At 35.7% G+C, this 14,097-nt stretch carries 14 protein-coding genes; 2 read left to right on the top strand and 12 right to left on the bottom strand.

Annotation, left to right across the window (positions count from 1 at the left end; genetic code table 11):
- Positions 1–3: 3 nt before the first annotated feature.
- The 4 genes from HT725_RS05455 to HT725_RS05470 all read right to left on the bottom strand — a co-directional run bounded on the left by HT725_RS05455 (position 4) and on the right by HT725_RS05470 (position 4,623).
- On the bottom strand, positions 4–1,620 hold the full coding sequence (locus HT725_RS05455; RefSeq protein ID WP_173253178.1) for an ABC transporter substrate-binding protein: 1,617 nt from the start codon (positions 1,618–1,620) through the stop codon (positions 4–6).
- A 28-nt stretch (positions 1,621–1,648) separates the two neighbouring features.
- Positions 1,649–2,539: a carbohydrate ABC transporter permease gene (locus HT725_RS05460; protein WP_000797956.1), complete on the bottom strand. Its 891-nt coding sequence runs from the start codon at positions 2,537–2,539 to the stop codon at positions 1,649–1,651.
- A 10-nt stretch (positions 2,540–2,549) separates the two neighbouring features.
- Positions 2,550–3,467, bottom strand: a complete 918-nt coding sequence (locus HT725_RS05465; protein ID WP_001084979.1) for a sugar ABC transporter permease — start codon at positions 3,465–3,467, stop codon at positions 2,550–2,552.
- Positions 3,468–3,621: 154 nt separating this feature from the next.
- Entirely contained in the window at positions 3,622–4,623 is a 1,002-nt protein-coding gene (locus tag HT725_RS05470) for a LacI family DNA-binding transcriptional regulator (RefSeq protein ID WP_173253179.1), read from the bottom strand.
- Positions 4,624–5,010: 387 nt separating this feature from the next.
- On the opposite strand from HT725_RS05470, the gene HT725_RS05475 reads away from it, so the two are divergent.
- A complete protein-coding gene (locus HT725_RS05475; protein WP_261024936.1) occupies positions 5,011–5,256 on the top strand; it encodes an IS30 family transposase in 246 nt (81 codons plus the stop codon).
- A 276-nt stretch (positions 5,257–5,532) separates the two neighbouring features.
- On the opposite strand, the gene HT725_RS05480 is transcribed toward HT725_RS05475, so the two are convergent.
- The 7 genes from HT725_RS05480 to HT725_RS05510 form a co-directional block, all read right to left on the bottom strand.
- Complete coding sequence (locus HT725_RS05480) at positions 5,533–6,303, bottom strand: TSUP family transporter (RefSeq protein ID WP_173253181.1); 771 nt, start codon at positions 6,301–6,303, stop codon at positions 5,533–5,535.
- Positions 6,304–6,317: 14 nt separating this feature from the next.
- Positions 6,318–7,166 carry a formylglycine-generating enzyme family protein gene (locus tag HT725_RS05485; RefSeq protein WP_088788311.1) on the bottom strand — a complete coding sequence of 283 codons (849 nt, stop codon included), beginning with the start codon at positions 7,164–7,166 and terminating at the stop codon, positions 6,318–6,320.
- A gap of 2 nt (positions 7,167–7,168) precedes the next feature.
- Entirely contained in the window at positions 7,169–8,638 is a 1,470-nt protein-coding gene (locus HT725_RS05490) for an arylsulfatase (RefSeq protein WP_173253182.1), read from the bottom strand.
- Positions 8,639–8,960: 322 nt separating this feature from the next.
- The gene (locus tag HT725_RS05495; RefSeq protein ID WP_050239155.1) at positions 8,961–10,316 is read right to left on the bottom strand and encodes a PTS sugar transporter subunit IIC; all 1,356 of its coding nucleotides are present in this window, start codon (positions 10,314–10,316) and stop codon (positions 8,961–8,963) included.
- Positions 10,317–10,325: 9 nt separating this feature from the next.
- Positions 10,326–10,643 carry a PTS lactose/cellobiose transporter subunit IIA gene (locus HT725_RS05500; protein ID WP_001005888.1) on the bottom strand — a complete coding sequence of 106 codons (318 nt, stop codon included), beginning with the start codon at positions 10,641–10,643 and terminating at the stop codon, positions 10,326–10,328.
- Between the two features lie 16 nt (positions 10,644–10,659).
- Positions 10,660–10,977, bottom strand: coding sequence for a PTS sugar transporter subunit IIB (locus HT725_RS05505; RefSeq protein ID WP_050105030.1), 318 nt, complete (start codon positions 10,975–10,977; stop codon positions 10,660–10,662).
- A 14-nt stretch (positions 10,978–10,991) separates the two neighbouring features.
- Positions 10,992–11,888 carry a WecB/TagA/CpsF family glycosyltransferase gene (locus HT725_RS05510; RefSeq protein ID WP_164226077.1) on the bottom strand — a complete coding sequence of 299 codons (897 nt, stop codon included), beginning with the start codon at positions 11,886–11,888 and terminating at the stop codon, positions 10,992–10,994.
- A gap of 395 nt (positions 11,889–12,283) precedes the next feature.
- Here HT725_RS05510 and HT725_RS05515 point away from each other — a divergent pair, with 395 nt between their 5' ends.
- A complete protein-coding gene (locus HT725_RS05515; RefSeq protein WP_164226076.1) occupies positions 12,284–13,462 on the top strand; it encodes an ROK family transcriptional regulator in 1,179 nt (392 codons plus the stop codon).
- 122 nt (positions 13,463–13,584) lie between these two features.
- Here the strand turns inward: HT725_RS05515 and HT725_RS05520 are convergent, their stop codons facing one another.
- Positions 13,585–14,040 (bottom strand): GNAT family N-acetyltransferase, encoded by a 456-nt coding sequence (locus HT725_RS05520; protein ID WP_173253183.1) that lies wholly within the window; start codon positions 14,038–14,040, stop codon positions 13,585–13,587.
- Positions 14,041–14,097: the final 57 nt, after the last annotated feature.

Raw genomic sequence — 14,097 nt, forward strand, 5'->3', positions numbered from 1 at the left:
CCTCTAGTTTTTGTTTGCTTGGTATTGGTCGTAGTATTTTTGTTTAATAGCGAGGTAATCTGAAAGTCCGTATTTTTCAAGCTCTTTCTTGTAATCATCCCACTCAGCATCAATATTCCCATTTACAATCCATTCAGCGCGCTTGCGGTAGATATAGTCATTCATATCTGCCTCGATGTGGGCAATCTTATCCAGATCTTCCTGTGTCATAAAGACTCTTGGATAGTTATTGTCATTGCTCATGTAAGGAACATAATATTCTTTGATAAGATCCAAACGCCATTTGGCATCATCTGGCATAGTTGTCACTTTACCATAGTATGAATCTAAAATAGCTAGTGGTCCTCCTACTTCAGTCTTTTGACGAAGTTCTGCTGGTGCAGTTCCGTTTAGTGGTAAGTGTTTGAGGCTGTTAGTTGCTTGGTCAAATTCAAAGATATTTTGTTGCTTGTCATCTCCGTAAGTTCCCCAGTTATTTTGCACAGATTGGAGTGGAGCGTATTGTGCATCAATCCATTTAGCTGTCAATTCTAGGTTTTTGTTTACACTGGTAATAACCATCTTGTCACGCGCAAATCCCATACCGTTTGTACGAGCTACGTGTTTTTGACCACTTGGCCCAGCAAGTACTGGTAAAACATCATAACTTTCGTTACTTCCAGTAACATTACTCTTATCCCATGTAAAGTAAACACCAAATTTCTGATCATGACCTTTAGCAATGTAACTATTCCAATCATGTTCGAAAGCTTCCTTATCAATCAATCCTTTTTCTTGCAATTGACGGATAAATTTCACACCTTCTTTATAGTCGTCGTTATCTGCTGTGAAGTCAACTTTGCCATCATTTCCAACTACTAAATGATCATCGTTATCCCCTATACCAAATGCAGCAAATAGGAATTTAAAATCTTCGTTTCCGTTACCACTAATAAATGTAAATGGAATTTCATCAGCCTCTCCATTTCCATTTGGATCCCCGTTTTTGAAAGCTTCTAGGACTTTAATCAGATCATCAGTAGTTTTTGGCATTTCAAGACCAAGTTTCTTAAGCCAATCTTTGTTAATCCAAGCCATATCGTTGACACTGTGGATTGACTCTTTACCAGCTCCAAGTTCTTCAATCCATGGGAATGAGTAAATGTGCCCATCAGGTGCTGTCATCAAGGCCTTGTATTCTGGTTTTTCATTCAAAATTTTCTTAAGATTTGGCATGTATTTATCAATCAAATCTTCAACTGGAATAATAACACCTTTTTTAGCCCAGTTCATCAAGTCCACATCTGAAGCTCCGTCGTTGTGGATAGCATCTGGTAGATCACCACTAGAAATATCCAAGTTACGTTTTTCTGCAAAGTCGGATTGGTAGTTGGTCCAGTCAATATGAACGCCAGTTTCCTTCTCCAAACGTTGCAAAATTAACTTTTCATTTGGGTCTTTAGGAGCTAACGGTGAACTGGCTGTCATAAACTTCAATGTTTTCTTTTCTCGAAGCGGGAATGTTACACCTTCCAACTTATAATCTGGACTTGAAGCTGTATTTTTTGAGCCACAGGCTGCAAGTACTGCTAAACTAGCTGTCAACAAAACTGCTGATTTTGAAAATGTTTTGAATTTCATGAGAAAACTCCTTTTATTTTTTCTATTTTTATCCTTTAAGTGAACCAGCCATAATTCCTTTATCAAAGTATTTTTGGAAGAATGGATACATAACAATCAATGGCAAGCTGGAAATGACAATAGTTGCGTATTTAATCAATTCAGCTAAACGTTTCATTTCATTCATAGCCGCTTGTGCTCCAATCATGTCTTGACCTGGTTGGCTCTGAATGAGAATTTTACGAAGTACAAGTTGCAATGGTTCCAAGTTTGGATCCTTGATATAAATCATTGCATCAAAGTATGAGTTCCACTGTCCTACAAAAGCATAGAGGAAGAGAACAAACATAATTGGTTTTGCAAGAGGAAGCATGATTTTGAAGAAAATCTGTAAATCATTTGCACCATCAATGACAGCAGCTTCAACTAACTCTTCAGGCAATCCTTGGAAATAGGCCCTAGCAAGAATAATATTCCAAACATTGACAGCACCGGGAACGATGATAGCCCATGGAGTATTAAGCATGCCCAAATCTTTTACTAGTAAGTAAGTTGGAACTAAACCACCACCAAAGAACATGGTTACAATCAAGAAATAATTAATCCAACGACGTCCAACCAAGTCTTTCTTAGAAAGAGGATAAGCTGTAAACACAGATAGCAATACTGTTAAAGCCGCAAAGCCAAAAGAGTATAGTAGAGAATTGATAAAACCTCTTAGAATAGATTGGTCACTGAATACACGCTGGTAACCTTCTACCGTCCAATCGGCTGGATTAAAGCTAATCCCTCTACTAACCAGAACCTTAGGATCCATAAAGGATGCTACGACGATATAAAGTAAAGGAAGTAAGGTTATCAAAACGATAAAGACAATAATGATTTTATTTAAGAGTAAGATACGTCTATCAAATTTTGTATCCATAATCGAATTTTTCATACTTTCCTCCTTAAATTCCTTCACCATTATTCATGCGTTTAACGATTTGGTTAACCGCGACTAGCAATACTACGTTAATCACTGCATTAAACAAACCAACCGCTGTTGAGTAAGAATAGTCTCCTGATACAAGACCAACTTTATAGACATATGTAGAGATAATTTCAGAAGTTGGCAAGTTCAACGATGTCTGCATCAGGAATGCTTTTTCATATCCGACATTCATGATTCCACCTGCAGCTAAAACAAATTGGATAACCATAATAGGCTTAAGAGCTGGAATATCAATGTGCCAGATTCGTTGGAAGATATTGGCTCCATCCAGTCGGGCTGCTTCTACTAAGGCTGGATCTACATTTACCAATGTTGCCGTGTAGAGCGTTGAAGCCCATCCCATTCCTTGCCAGATACCACTAAAGATGTATAAGGGTCTAAAGAAGTCTGGATTTGTCAAGAAGTCAGCCTTCATTCCAAACATAGAGAGAAAATTGTTAATTGGTCCTCCCACTGAAAAGAAAAGGAAAATCATACCAACGATAACAACGACTGATATAAAGTTTGGTGCGTATAAAATGAGCTGAATTCGTTTTTTGACTTTTTCACTCAAGAGTTGATTGAGCATAATAGCAAGAATGATTGGTGGTAAAAAGCCAAGCAATAAACCATAGATACTTAATTTTAAAGTATTGGCTAACAAGATACCAAAGTTGGGAGAGGATATGAATTTTGTAAACTCAGAAAAACCAATCCAATCACTCCCTAAAATTCCTTTTAAGGGATTATAATCTTTAAATGCGATTAAAACCCCATACATAGGGATGTATTTAAAGATAAAGGTTAAAACTAAACCAGGGACAGTCATCAATAACAAGAGTTTTTGTTTCTTGATTCTTTCCCAAAGAGAAACTTGCTTCGCTTTGCTATTCATAGCAACCTCCTTTTTTTGAAACGTTTCATTTTTTGTTTTAAAAAGATAACGCTTGGCGCTGTCTATTTATTTTATTTTTGAAACGTTTCATTTTTGTTCTAAAAAAATAAATCTTTTTTATCTGAATTTATTCTATCATTGATAGCGCTTTCTGTCAAGACTTATTTTCATTTTTTGTTGTTTTTCCTTCAACAAATTTTACTGGTAGGATGGTCTGCAAATTAACAGCCTTTCCTTCGATGATATCAAATAGGATTCGTACAGCTTCTCTAGCCATTTCCTCCAGGGGTTGCTCAATTGTTGAAAGTAGATAATCTCTATCTCCAGCCATTTTAATTCCATCGTATCCAATAATTTGGACATCATGAGGAATACGTTTGCCATTCTTTTCTAGAATTTCAGTCACATCCAAAGCTGTAAAATCGTTGATTGTAAAAATTCCATCTATAGAAGGATTTTCTTCCAAGAAACTCTCTAGCTTTCCATGATAGTCAGTAACTGTCTCATCCAAATCAAAAATACTAAGAGGTATTTTATGCTCTTGGACATACTTTTCAAATGAAATTCTACGACGTTTAGTTTCATTAATGGTTGTATTATGTCCGCCCACAAAGGCTAAATGCCGACATCCTTTACTAATTAATTGTTTAGCTGCTTCTCTTCCACCTGCATCATTATCTGATGAAACACAAGGAATGGCAATATCTGAGTATGTACGGTCAATACTGACAAAGGGAATTCCTGACGACAGGTAATGTTCAATTGGACTATAGGTAATAGCAACCACTCCATCAACTTTATTATGACGCAACATCTCCAGGTAGTCTTGCTCTCTATTTGTACCATTTATAGAACATAAGAGTAATTTATTATTCCTCTTATAGACTTCATTTTCCACATGCATAGTAAATTCTGAAAAAAAGGGATGCCAGATACTTGGTACAATGATTGCAATCGTTTCTGTTCGATTTTTTTTCATTCCTCTAGCGTAGTAATCTGGAATGTAATTCAAGGTTTTAATTGCTTGTTCCACTTTTTTCAAGGTTACTTCTTTAATGCCTTTTTCTTTATTAATTACACGTGAAACTGTTCCAACACTAACTCCTGCTTCTAAAGCAACATCTTTCATGGTAATTGATTTTTTTTGTTCTACCATATTATCACCTCCTTTCAATATATAGTATCATGCAAACGTTTTTTTAGCAACTATTTCTCAATCATTTTTGTCCAGATCCTTTTTCCTATCATGAATAAAATCACTCCAATCGGCTTTCTGAAATCCCTTCAATATTCAGATATAGGAATCTACCTACCATAGGAAAAGGCTTTGTTTCTTCCTATCTCTGCTTTTTCATGATGTATTTTCGTACAGGTGCTTCAATAGTTTCTATAGTAAAATGAACCAAAAATAGTACACGTTGCGGTATAATGTTCTTATGGCATATTCATTAGATTTTCGTAAAAAGTTCTCTCCTATTTGTGAGCGAACAGGTATAGTCAATTGATTGTCAGTTTGAAGACCAAGAGTCGTAGGGCAAAATATGTGGCAGAATCCATCCAAGGGTGGCTAGCACAATTTCTAGTGAACCTCTTTAAATCTATTACATTTGACTGTGGAAAAGAGTTTTCAAAATGGAAAGATATTTCCAATCAGCACGATAGTGAGAGCTTTTTTGCGAATCTAGGATGTCCAAGACAGCGGTGTCTCAACGAACATTCAAATAGACTTTTAAGGTGTCATGACTTGCCAAAGCAGACAGATTTCAACGAAGTCAGTCAAGAATTTTAGGCTGGGCAAAAACTCAATTTCAGAAAAATGAAATAAATATTCCCACAATAAAACGCATAATATCAAGATTGTTTCAACACCTGATATTATGCGTTTTTTAATTTTAAAGACTTTTTTCCCAGCCTCAAGAAATCACATCCTACCTAAATTCCTTGGATACCAAACACCTCATCAGGTATTTTCTGAGTTGGTAAGACTGTCTAGTTTAATTTGACAAATGGAGGGCGTTAAATCCAGTTTTTACAGGAAGTCTATTTAAATATTTTCACACTGACCTTACAAAATATGAAATAAATTATATAAAGTCATTCCCATGACAAAGAATAACATCCCTTTAAAACAGTATCTTACCCAATTTTCAGGTAAGACTTTTGATACAACCGTCCCCAATACCCCTCCGCATACAGAAGCAAGAAAAATAACTGGAACAGGTGCTAAATGATACTGATTTAAACCTGTAACCATAACAATTGTAGCCAAATGAGACAACTGGGAAAAGAAAATAATTGCAAGAGAATACATCGTTGCTTCTTTTATCGAAATAGAAAAAAACACCATCAATAAAGATACATTGAGCGGGCCACCACCAATCCCTAAAAAACTAGAAATCAAGCCCAATAGAAGACCACAAATCATATAGAATCCTATCTTATCAAATTGATAAGTTTTTTTAAAATCTGCTAAAACAAATGATACAAGTAGCATCACAAATAGTAAAATCATTTGAACAATGAATACTAGCCGTACTGATAATTGAGATAACAGAACTTGAAAAATAAGATGACCTAGAAATCCTCCTAAAACAGAAGAAGAGGATACCGTAAAAATCAATCTCCATTTTATCTCTTTACTTTGTGAAAATCTTTTGATTGTTGAAATAATCGCCATTATAAAAACAGAGAAACTAGAATAAAAAGCAATATCACTGACCGAATGGTATCCAAAACTATCCATAAGTGGCTTAATTATAATTCCACCACCCATGCCTGATATAGAACCCAATCCACTAGCTATTATAATGATTAGAAAATAAATAATCTCAACCACTTTTTAAGTCCATCCTATTCTTTCAAACATCTAAAACCTAGATGGCTACTAGTGGAAGTAGAAATACATCCATTTCTAGCAGCTACTCGGTATCGATTACAATAAGAACAATGACATAAAAAGGAACCTCCTCTGATAGCATACTCCTCCTCTTGTATCCCATATTTTGGCAACTCATAGTCATCTTCATTAAAACTAGCTAATAAGGTATATCTCGGATTGCGACACCATTCCCAAACATTCCCAATCATTTGATATAGACCAAAATCATTAGGTAAAAATTCATAGACAGGAGCCGTTCCTATAAATCCATCTAAGGCAGTATTTTCATAAGGAAATCTTCCTTGCCAAGTATTGGCATGATAATATCCACCTTCTAAAAGAGTATCTCCCCAAGGATATTCAGATTGTCTTCCTCCTCTAGCAGCATATTCCCACTGTGCTTCAGTCGGTAAAGACATTCCGCTCCAATTACAGAAAGCCAATGCATCTTCTAAAGCAACATGAACTACTGGATGGTCTTCTAAACCCACTAGATTACTGTTCTCACCGTAGGGATGTTTCCAGCAAGCGTTCGGAACTTGTAACCACCACGGAGCCCCAGCAGGATGAGGATATCCCTCCCTTTCTGCCTCTGGAACGAACAATATAAAAACAAAAGACCACTCTTGTCGCTCAGCTAGTGTTTTATAGCCTGTTTCTTTCACAAATTGAGCAAATTCTTGATTCGTAACTGGAGTATCCGCAATGGAGAAATCCTTTACACTAACAGCGACTTGAGGACCTTCAAAATCATCTAAAAAGCCCTCTTCAGAATTTGTTCCCATCATAAATGTCCCACCCTTGATTTTTTTCATCTTCATGATTAAGTATCCCCCGTTTTCGTTAGAGTGGGTGTTATTTTAGATAGTTCAACAGGAACTAACTCTTCATCCACAACAAAACCTTCTTCTCTATATCTAAGAAAGTCTACTAATTTTTTCTTCATCTGACGAACAATAGGTTGGTATTTTTCACTTGGATACAAATCATTCATTTCATGCGGATCTTTTTTCATATCAAATAACTGATAATAATTTAAAACAGGAAACCAGATAAATTTCCACTGGTCTGTCAAGATATATTGACTAGAATCTTTTCCTAAAGCATGTTCACCATGAAATTCTGTTCGCCACCCCTCGTACTGTCCAAATAATAAATTCTTAACACTCCGTCCATCTAGTTCATCTGTAGTAGTTCCTCCTGCCAAATCCACGAGTGAAGGAAAAATATCTTGAATTTTCACTAATTGCTTGATTGTTCCCCTATTACCAGCTATCAATCCAGCCGGATCGTAAATAAACGAAGGAATGTGGATACTTCCTTGATAAGGATATCCCTTTCTAAACAGATAATGTTCACCAAGCTGATCTCCATGATCCGAAACAAACCAGATAATCGTATCTTTATCATGACGAAATTCTTTTAGGGCAGTCAAAAAGCGACTAATTTGATGGTCTATATGAGTAATCAATCCAAAATAAGCAGCAACCATTCTTCTTTGATCATCTTCCTTTAATTTCCCTCTTAAAGCATAAATAGACGGAATTTGCTTTTCTAATACTTCCCAATTCCCGATATGCAAATCGAGAAATTGAGGCAAGCGTTCCATATACATATCAAAATAGTATTTTGGGGGATTTAATGGAGCATGTGGTTTTTCAAAAGACATTTTGAGAAAAAAAGGAACTGTTGGATCTCTTCTTTGTAAAAATGAAATGGACTCACTCACAACCCAGTTTGTTGGATGTAACTTCTCATCTTTATCCCAAGGTCTAGCTTCCCAAGAATTACAATCCATTCCGTCATCAATCAAATCAACATCATAACCAACTTTACCCTTTAAAAAGGCTAGATAGTCACTAGCATAATCAAATTGACTTCCATAAGCCTTATCATACTTTCTATCAACATGTAGATACCCATCGTGAAGTAAGACATGATCAAACCCAAGTCTCTGTCTGGAAGGAAAAACATGCATCTTACCAATACACTCTGTTTGATAACCCATATCTTTAAAGACTTTTGGAAGAGTATTAGTAAAATTCCAAGGCACTTCATCTTGATAACCAACACGTCCACTTTTATCTTGATCTAAACCAGTCAATAAAGCTGCCCTAGCAGGAACGCAAGAAGGAACTGGAGAATAGGCATTTTCAAAATTATAACCTACACTAGCCATCATATCTAATGTTGGAGTGCTAACTAGCTTATCCTTACTATTCAAGGATAAGGCGTCTGCTCTCATTTGATCTACAACAATCAAAATAATATTTGGCTGTTTTGTCTGAACCATAAAATCTCCTTTCTAATATGGCAAAAGAGGCACAAGAAGATATCTACCTTTACTGCACCCCTTTCTATATCAATCTCTCTATATAAAGCAATAACATTCTTGTTATGTTTTATAGAAAAATGAACTAAAATATGACTAAATCGATTAGGAAATTCAAATCATTTTCTAGCACTGCTTTAGAAGTTATAGTGTACTATTCTAACTTCAACAGACTATAAACCTTTGTCTAATAACAATTTTAGTAGAGATAAGAAATCCTACACCTAACTCATCTTACACGTAATCTATTTCTATTTTATCACAAAAAACGCAAGTAAGACCATTAACTCAATTCAGTTTTATCTGCCATTTTCACAAATGGGAAATAAGTCAAGACACTAATAATCAAACAAACAACTGATAAGATGATGGCACGCCAATCAAATGCTGTAGAGAAGAAACCATATAAAATTGGTGGCATTACCCAAGTAACATTTTGTGTAACAGGTGAAACAAGACCCCAGCTTGTTGCCCAGTAAGCTACCGTTGCCATGAAAACTGGGCTAAGTACAAATGGTATAAATAGCAAAGGATTCAAGACAACTGGTAAACCATAATTGACCGGCTCACCAATATTAAACAGAACTGGTGCTAGACCAAGTTTGGCAACTTTTCGATAATGACTGTTTCTTGAAAAAATTAAAATAGCAAGTACTAATCCTAATCCTCCAAACCAGACAAACGCCCCAAAAGACCCACTTGTCCATATATAAGGAATCGGTTCACCTTTTTGGAAAGCATCCAGATTCGCTAACATAGCAACTCCAAACAGCCCTTCCATGATGGGAGCCAATACATTTCCTCCATGGAGACCAAAAAACCAGAATAACTTATTCAAAAAGATCATCAGAATAACTGCAAAGAAACTTTGAGACAAACCTAGTAATGGCGTTTGTAACACCTTGTAAACCCAATCAATCAATAAGTCATTGCTAAGTAAATGGAAAACATAAGTCAAGATGGCTACTATATACATCGCCATAAATCCTGGAATGATAGAAGTGAACGGCTTAGCAATCGCAGGGGGAACTGAATCTGGTAACTTGATTACCCAGTTCTTTTTCATCACTTTACAGAAAATAATAGAGGCTAAAAATCCAATCATCATGGCTGTAAAGTAGCCTCTGGCATTGATATGGTTTCCTGGAATCACATTCCCAATAGTTACCATCAGATTTTTACCATCAAATGCTAGATTATCAATTCCTTGTAAGATTTTATCTAATTTCACATCTCCTACATTTGCCAAAGGGAAACTCTTTGTAACTGTACTTCCAATCGAAATGACAAACGAGGCAAGTGATACCAAACCAGCAGAAACTGTATCAACCTTGTAAATCTTAGCGATATTCACTCCCAAGCAATAGATGAACAACAAGGAAACAATTGGTATACTTCCCTTGAATACCAAATTATTGATGTCAACAAGCCACTGAAAGGTTTTCGTAATACTTTCTAGGTGAAATTGTTGTGGTAAATCCACTAGAAAAGCATTTAATAACAAAGCAATGGAACCTGTCATAATAACAGGCATAGTCCCCACAAATGAATCACGTAAAGCAACTAAAAACTTCTGATTTCCAACTTTCATTGCAATTGGAGAAAGTTTTTCTTGCATTTTATCCAACATTGTATTCATACCAAACTCCTAATTTTTTTCAAATCGTTCGTATACTTCTACCACTTCTTTCGCCAAGTCAACAAAAGTCAGACTCGTCATTAAATGATCTTGCGCGTGTACCATCAAGAGGCTAATTGATGTTTTTTCCCCCTGTGCCTCTCTTGTCAACATTTCTGTTTGAGCCTTATGCGCCTGTAATAAGGCAGCATTCGCATCAGCTAATCTTCGATTGGCTTTAGAGAAATCCCCTTTTTTTGCTGCCTGAATAGCCTCCATAGCATTACTTTTGGCTTCCCCACCATACATAATTAGCCCCATTACAGATTCTAAATTACTTTCATTCATAGCATTCTCCTCAATCTTAGTCTAATAAACTTTCAGCTAAATCTAAGACCTTAGAACCATTCATCATTCCGTAATCTGTCATCGGAATAACCGCCACAGGAATCTGTCTATCTTTTAGTTTTTCTTGAAAGTTCCCTAGTAAATAGCGAACTTGAGGGCCTAAAAGCAACACATTTACTTCTTTTGTTGCTACAATTTCTTCTGCTTCAGGAGCTGGAACTGCAAAAATTTCTGCATCCAACCCCTTATCTTCTGCTGCCTTTTGCATCTTTGTCACTAGCAGACTTGTACTCATACCTGCTGCACACGCTAACATAATTGTTACTTTAGCCATAGCTTACTCCTTTATCACCTATTTACTGACCTAGCCAAGCGAGATACTGTATGTCTCACTCCTCTAATTGCCTTGCTCAAGGCATAAATATTATCGACTGTTGCCAGTCCCCCATATCCTGCATCACCTATATGTTGAATATCAACTCCACAAATTTTATTTCTCAGCGCTATTTCCCTAATTGTCTCCGTATCAGATGTTTCTTGGCTAGTACCAATAGCACTCAATACAAGACCACCCTTACTATGAACGAGATCAACGACTTCACGCAACTCTTGGTCATGAAAGGCTGGAACGGTTCCAACTGCTGGAACAAGTATCACATCCGCACCTGCTTCCAACAATTGCTCTGCGACAGAAAGCTCTGCCACAGGCTCATTCACTCCTGCCCCGTGCATCTTACCTGCAATAATCAAACCAGAAAAGTTTTCCTTAGCAGTTTGAACAGCCTTAATGATTTCTCGATTGCTAACTCCTGTTCCAGGATTTCCAGTCAAACAGACAAAGTCAAAACCTAACTCCTCTATTCGCTTCAATGTTTCAACACTAGCAACACGACCTGCAACAATTTCCTGTGTTTCCTCTAGCATCTTTGCAGATGGGTCAATCGGTTCCAAATTTACACCAATTGGGCAAGCAACGAGCTGGTGTAAGCGATGAATAACATCATCACCTGAACTATCCAAAGCATAAATTTTAGGCTCAAAAACATCAACACAATTCAATAAAATCATGTCAGCTCCAAAAGCTCTAGCAATTTCAGAATTAGTGATATCTCCAACAAATGTCTCACGAGTGGCTACATTTTCAGATAGAACAACTCTACCTTCACTTGCTAAAATACTTTGTTTTAATTCTTCAGCATTCATCTCTAATATCTCAGATGGATTTGCACTAATTAAACGTTTCATTCTCAATCCTCCAACTGATTGAAATATTTTCGTAACAACTAGGCTCTATATCATTGTTAGCAAGAACCCCTATCATCACATACTACTCTATTTTCTATCTTGTGAATTATTTTCCGTTGCACTTCCTCTTAAATATATTTTATTATCAAAAGTTATCAATTAGCTTTATTTTTTGACGTCAAGTTGTTATTTGATTATCTTTTGTTATTTATATTTTACAACTATAAGAAAGCCTTGTCAAGGATTTGTGTAAACATTTGATTATTTTTTATTATCAATATATAATAAAAAGAGACCAGTAAGTAATGAAAAGCTTAAAAAGATTAACATCTACATTTATCCATAGCAAAAAATCATAGGATTTTAAGAATCTGACAACTAGGAAGAAAACTAATATGACCTTATCTAAGAAACAATTACAACTAAGAGCTAAAATACTGGAGACAGTTTACACATTAGGACCCATTTCACGAATTGAAATCGCTACTAAAACCGGAATAACACCTGCAACAACTAGCAGTATCACAAATGAGCTGATTAAAGAAAACATTCTCTTAGAACTTGGTGAAGACGAACACGATACAAGTGTAGGGAGAAAAAAAATTCTGCTAGACATTCAAGCTAATCGATTTTACTACATTGGTTGTGAACTATCTGAAAAACACTTTACTTTTGCTTTAGGAGATAATCTAGGAAATATCTTAAAAGAAGAGAAAGAAATTGTTACTAAACAGTTAATCCAAGAAAAGGGAAATCAACTCATTAGCCAGACACTAAAGCAATTCTTAAATAACTGCTCTGATTATAAAATAGAAGCAATTGGAATCGCGCTACCTGGTCGCTATTTAGATGATTATAAAATAACAACAAACAATCCTTTATGGCAACATATCGACTTAGAAATGATTCAATCCCACTTTGATAAGCCTTTGTTTTTCTCTAACAATGTTAACTGTATGGCTATAGGTAAACGCCTATTTAGTCGCCAACAGAATGACCCTAATTTTGCTTATTTTCATTTTGCTAGAGGTATGCACTGTTCTTATATCTACGACGGGAACATTTATGGGAAAGGGAATCTAATGATTGGAGAAATAGGGCATACAGTTGTTTCATCTGAGGGAGAAGAATGTAGTTGCGGGCGCAAGGGATGCTTACAAACTTTTGCTGGAGAATCTTGGTTAATCAAAAAATCAAAAATTCTATATCATCAATCTACCTATTCTTTACTTCCTAGCTTAGTCAAAAATGCCGATGATATTGATATCCAAGTTATTTTAACCGCTTATCAATTAGGTGACACTGGAATAATCACACTTATCCATCAAGCCTTACTCTATCTTAGTCAAACCATTTTAAATATCAGTATGATGATTGACTCTCAAAAAATCTACCTACATAGTCCTTTACTAACAAATCAGCACATCATCCAAAAACTATATAGTGAAATGAACTACAAACCCAAATTGCTCTATAATCGCCTACCTGAAGTTATTATTGAACCTTATAATGATTTTACAGCTGCACACTCAGCTATTGCACTTTGTTTGTATCATACAATTCTACATTCCTAATTTTCTATTACATTTAATAAATAGGCTAAAAAGAGGGAGTATATCATAAAAAGCGAACAAACCTGTTTTCTGAAAATCAGAATTCTGTTTTGTTCGCTTTCTTTATATTTGTAATTAAACTCCTATCTCCCCTTTTTCATAATGTATTTTCGTATAGGTGTTTCAACAATTTGAACGATTTCAAATCCTTCTTTTTGGTAAAGATTTTGAGCTCTTTGATTTGCCTCGAAGACATTTAGAGAAATACTATCTATATCTTCATTTGCAAATGCCAAACTAACAAATTTCCTTAAAACTTGGCTACCTAATCCTTGCCCTTGTTTCTGGGGGTTGATAAAAAATCTTCCAATATGAAGATTCTTATCTTCTAGCCTGATTTTCTGGATTAGCCCGACAAACTCTTGTCTATCAAAAATAGAAAAGATTCCTTCCAAATCTTGCAAGACTTGAATTGTCAAGGGAAAAGGAATCATTGTTCCCATCCATTGTTCTTGAAAGGATTTGCCAAGAGAGTTGGACCATTGACATACGCGTTGAGCGTTTTCTATACTCACCTTTTCTTCAAAACGAATTGTCATCTTTTCCTCACCATCTTATCTATATTTCTCCATTATACTACTTCTCCTATTTTTTAC

It is taken from the genome of Streptococcus sp. 2579, assembly GCF_013277195.1.
Taxonomy (GTDB): domain Bacteria; phylum Bacillota; class Bacilli; order Lactobacillales; family Streptococcaceae; genus Streptococcus.

What these genes read in the sequence shown, in the direction of transcription:
- HT725_RS05455 (WP_173253178.1), bottom strand. Translation starts at nt 1,620, where the DNA reads ATGAAATTCAAAACATTTTCAAAATCAGCAGTTTTGTTGACAGCTAGT.
- HT725_RS05460 (WP_000797956.1), bottom strand. Translation starts at nt 2,539, where the DNA reads ATGAAAAATTCGATTATGGATACAAAATTTGATAGACGTATCTTACTC.
- HT725_RS05465 (WP_001084979.1), bottom strand. Translation starts at nt 3,467, where the DNA reads ATGAATAGCAAAGCGAAGCAAGTTTCTCTTTGGGAAAGAATCAAGAAA.
- HT725_RS05470 (WP_173253179.1), bottom strand. Translation starts at nt 4,623, where the DNA reads ATGGTAGAACAAAAAAAATCAATTACCATGAAAGATGTTGCTTTAGAA.
- HT725_RS05485 (WP_088788311.1), bottom strand. Translation starts at nt 7,166, where the DNA reads ATGAAGATGAAAAAAATCAAGGGTGGGACATTTATGATGGGAACAAAT.
- HT725_RS05490 (WP_173253182.1), bottom strand. Translation starts at nt 8,638, where the DNA reads ATGGTTCAGACAAAACAGCCAAATATTATTTTGATTGTTGTAGATCAA.
- HT725_RS05495 (WP_050239155.1), bottom strand. Translation starts at nt 10,316, where the DNA reads ATGAATACAATGTTGGATAAAATGCAAGAAAAACTTTCTCCAATTGCA.
- HT725_RS05500 (WP_001005888.1), bottom strand. Translation starts at nt 10,643, where the DNA reads ATGAATGAAAGTAATTTAGAATCTGTAATGGGGCTAATTATGTATGGT.
- HT725_RS05505 (WP_050105030.1), bottom strand. Translation starts at nt 10,977, where the DNA reads ATGGCTAAAGTAACAATTATGTTAGCGTGTGCAGCAGGTATGAGTACA.
- HT725_RS05510 (WP_164226077.1), bottom strand. Translation starts at nt 11,888, where the DNA reads ATGAAACGTTTAATTAGTGCAAATCCATCTGAGATATTAGAGATGAAT.
- HT725_RS05515 (WP_164226076.1), top strand. Translation starts at nt 12,284, where the DNA reads ATGACCTTATCTAAGAAACAATTACAACTAAGAGCTAAAATACTGGAG.
- HT725_RS05520 (WP_173253183.1), bottom strand. Translation starts at nt 14,040, where the DNA reads ATGACAATTCGTTTTGAAGAAAAGGTGAGTATAGAAAACGCTCAACGC.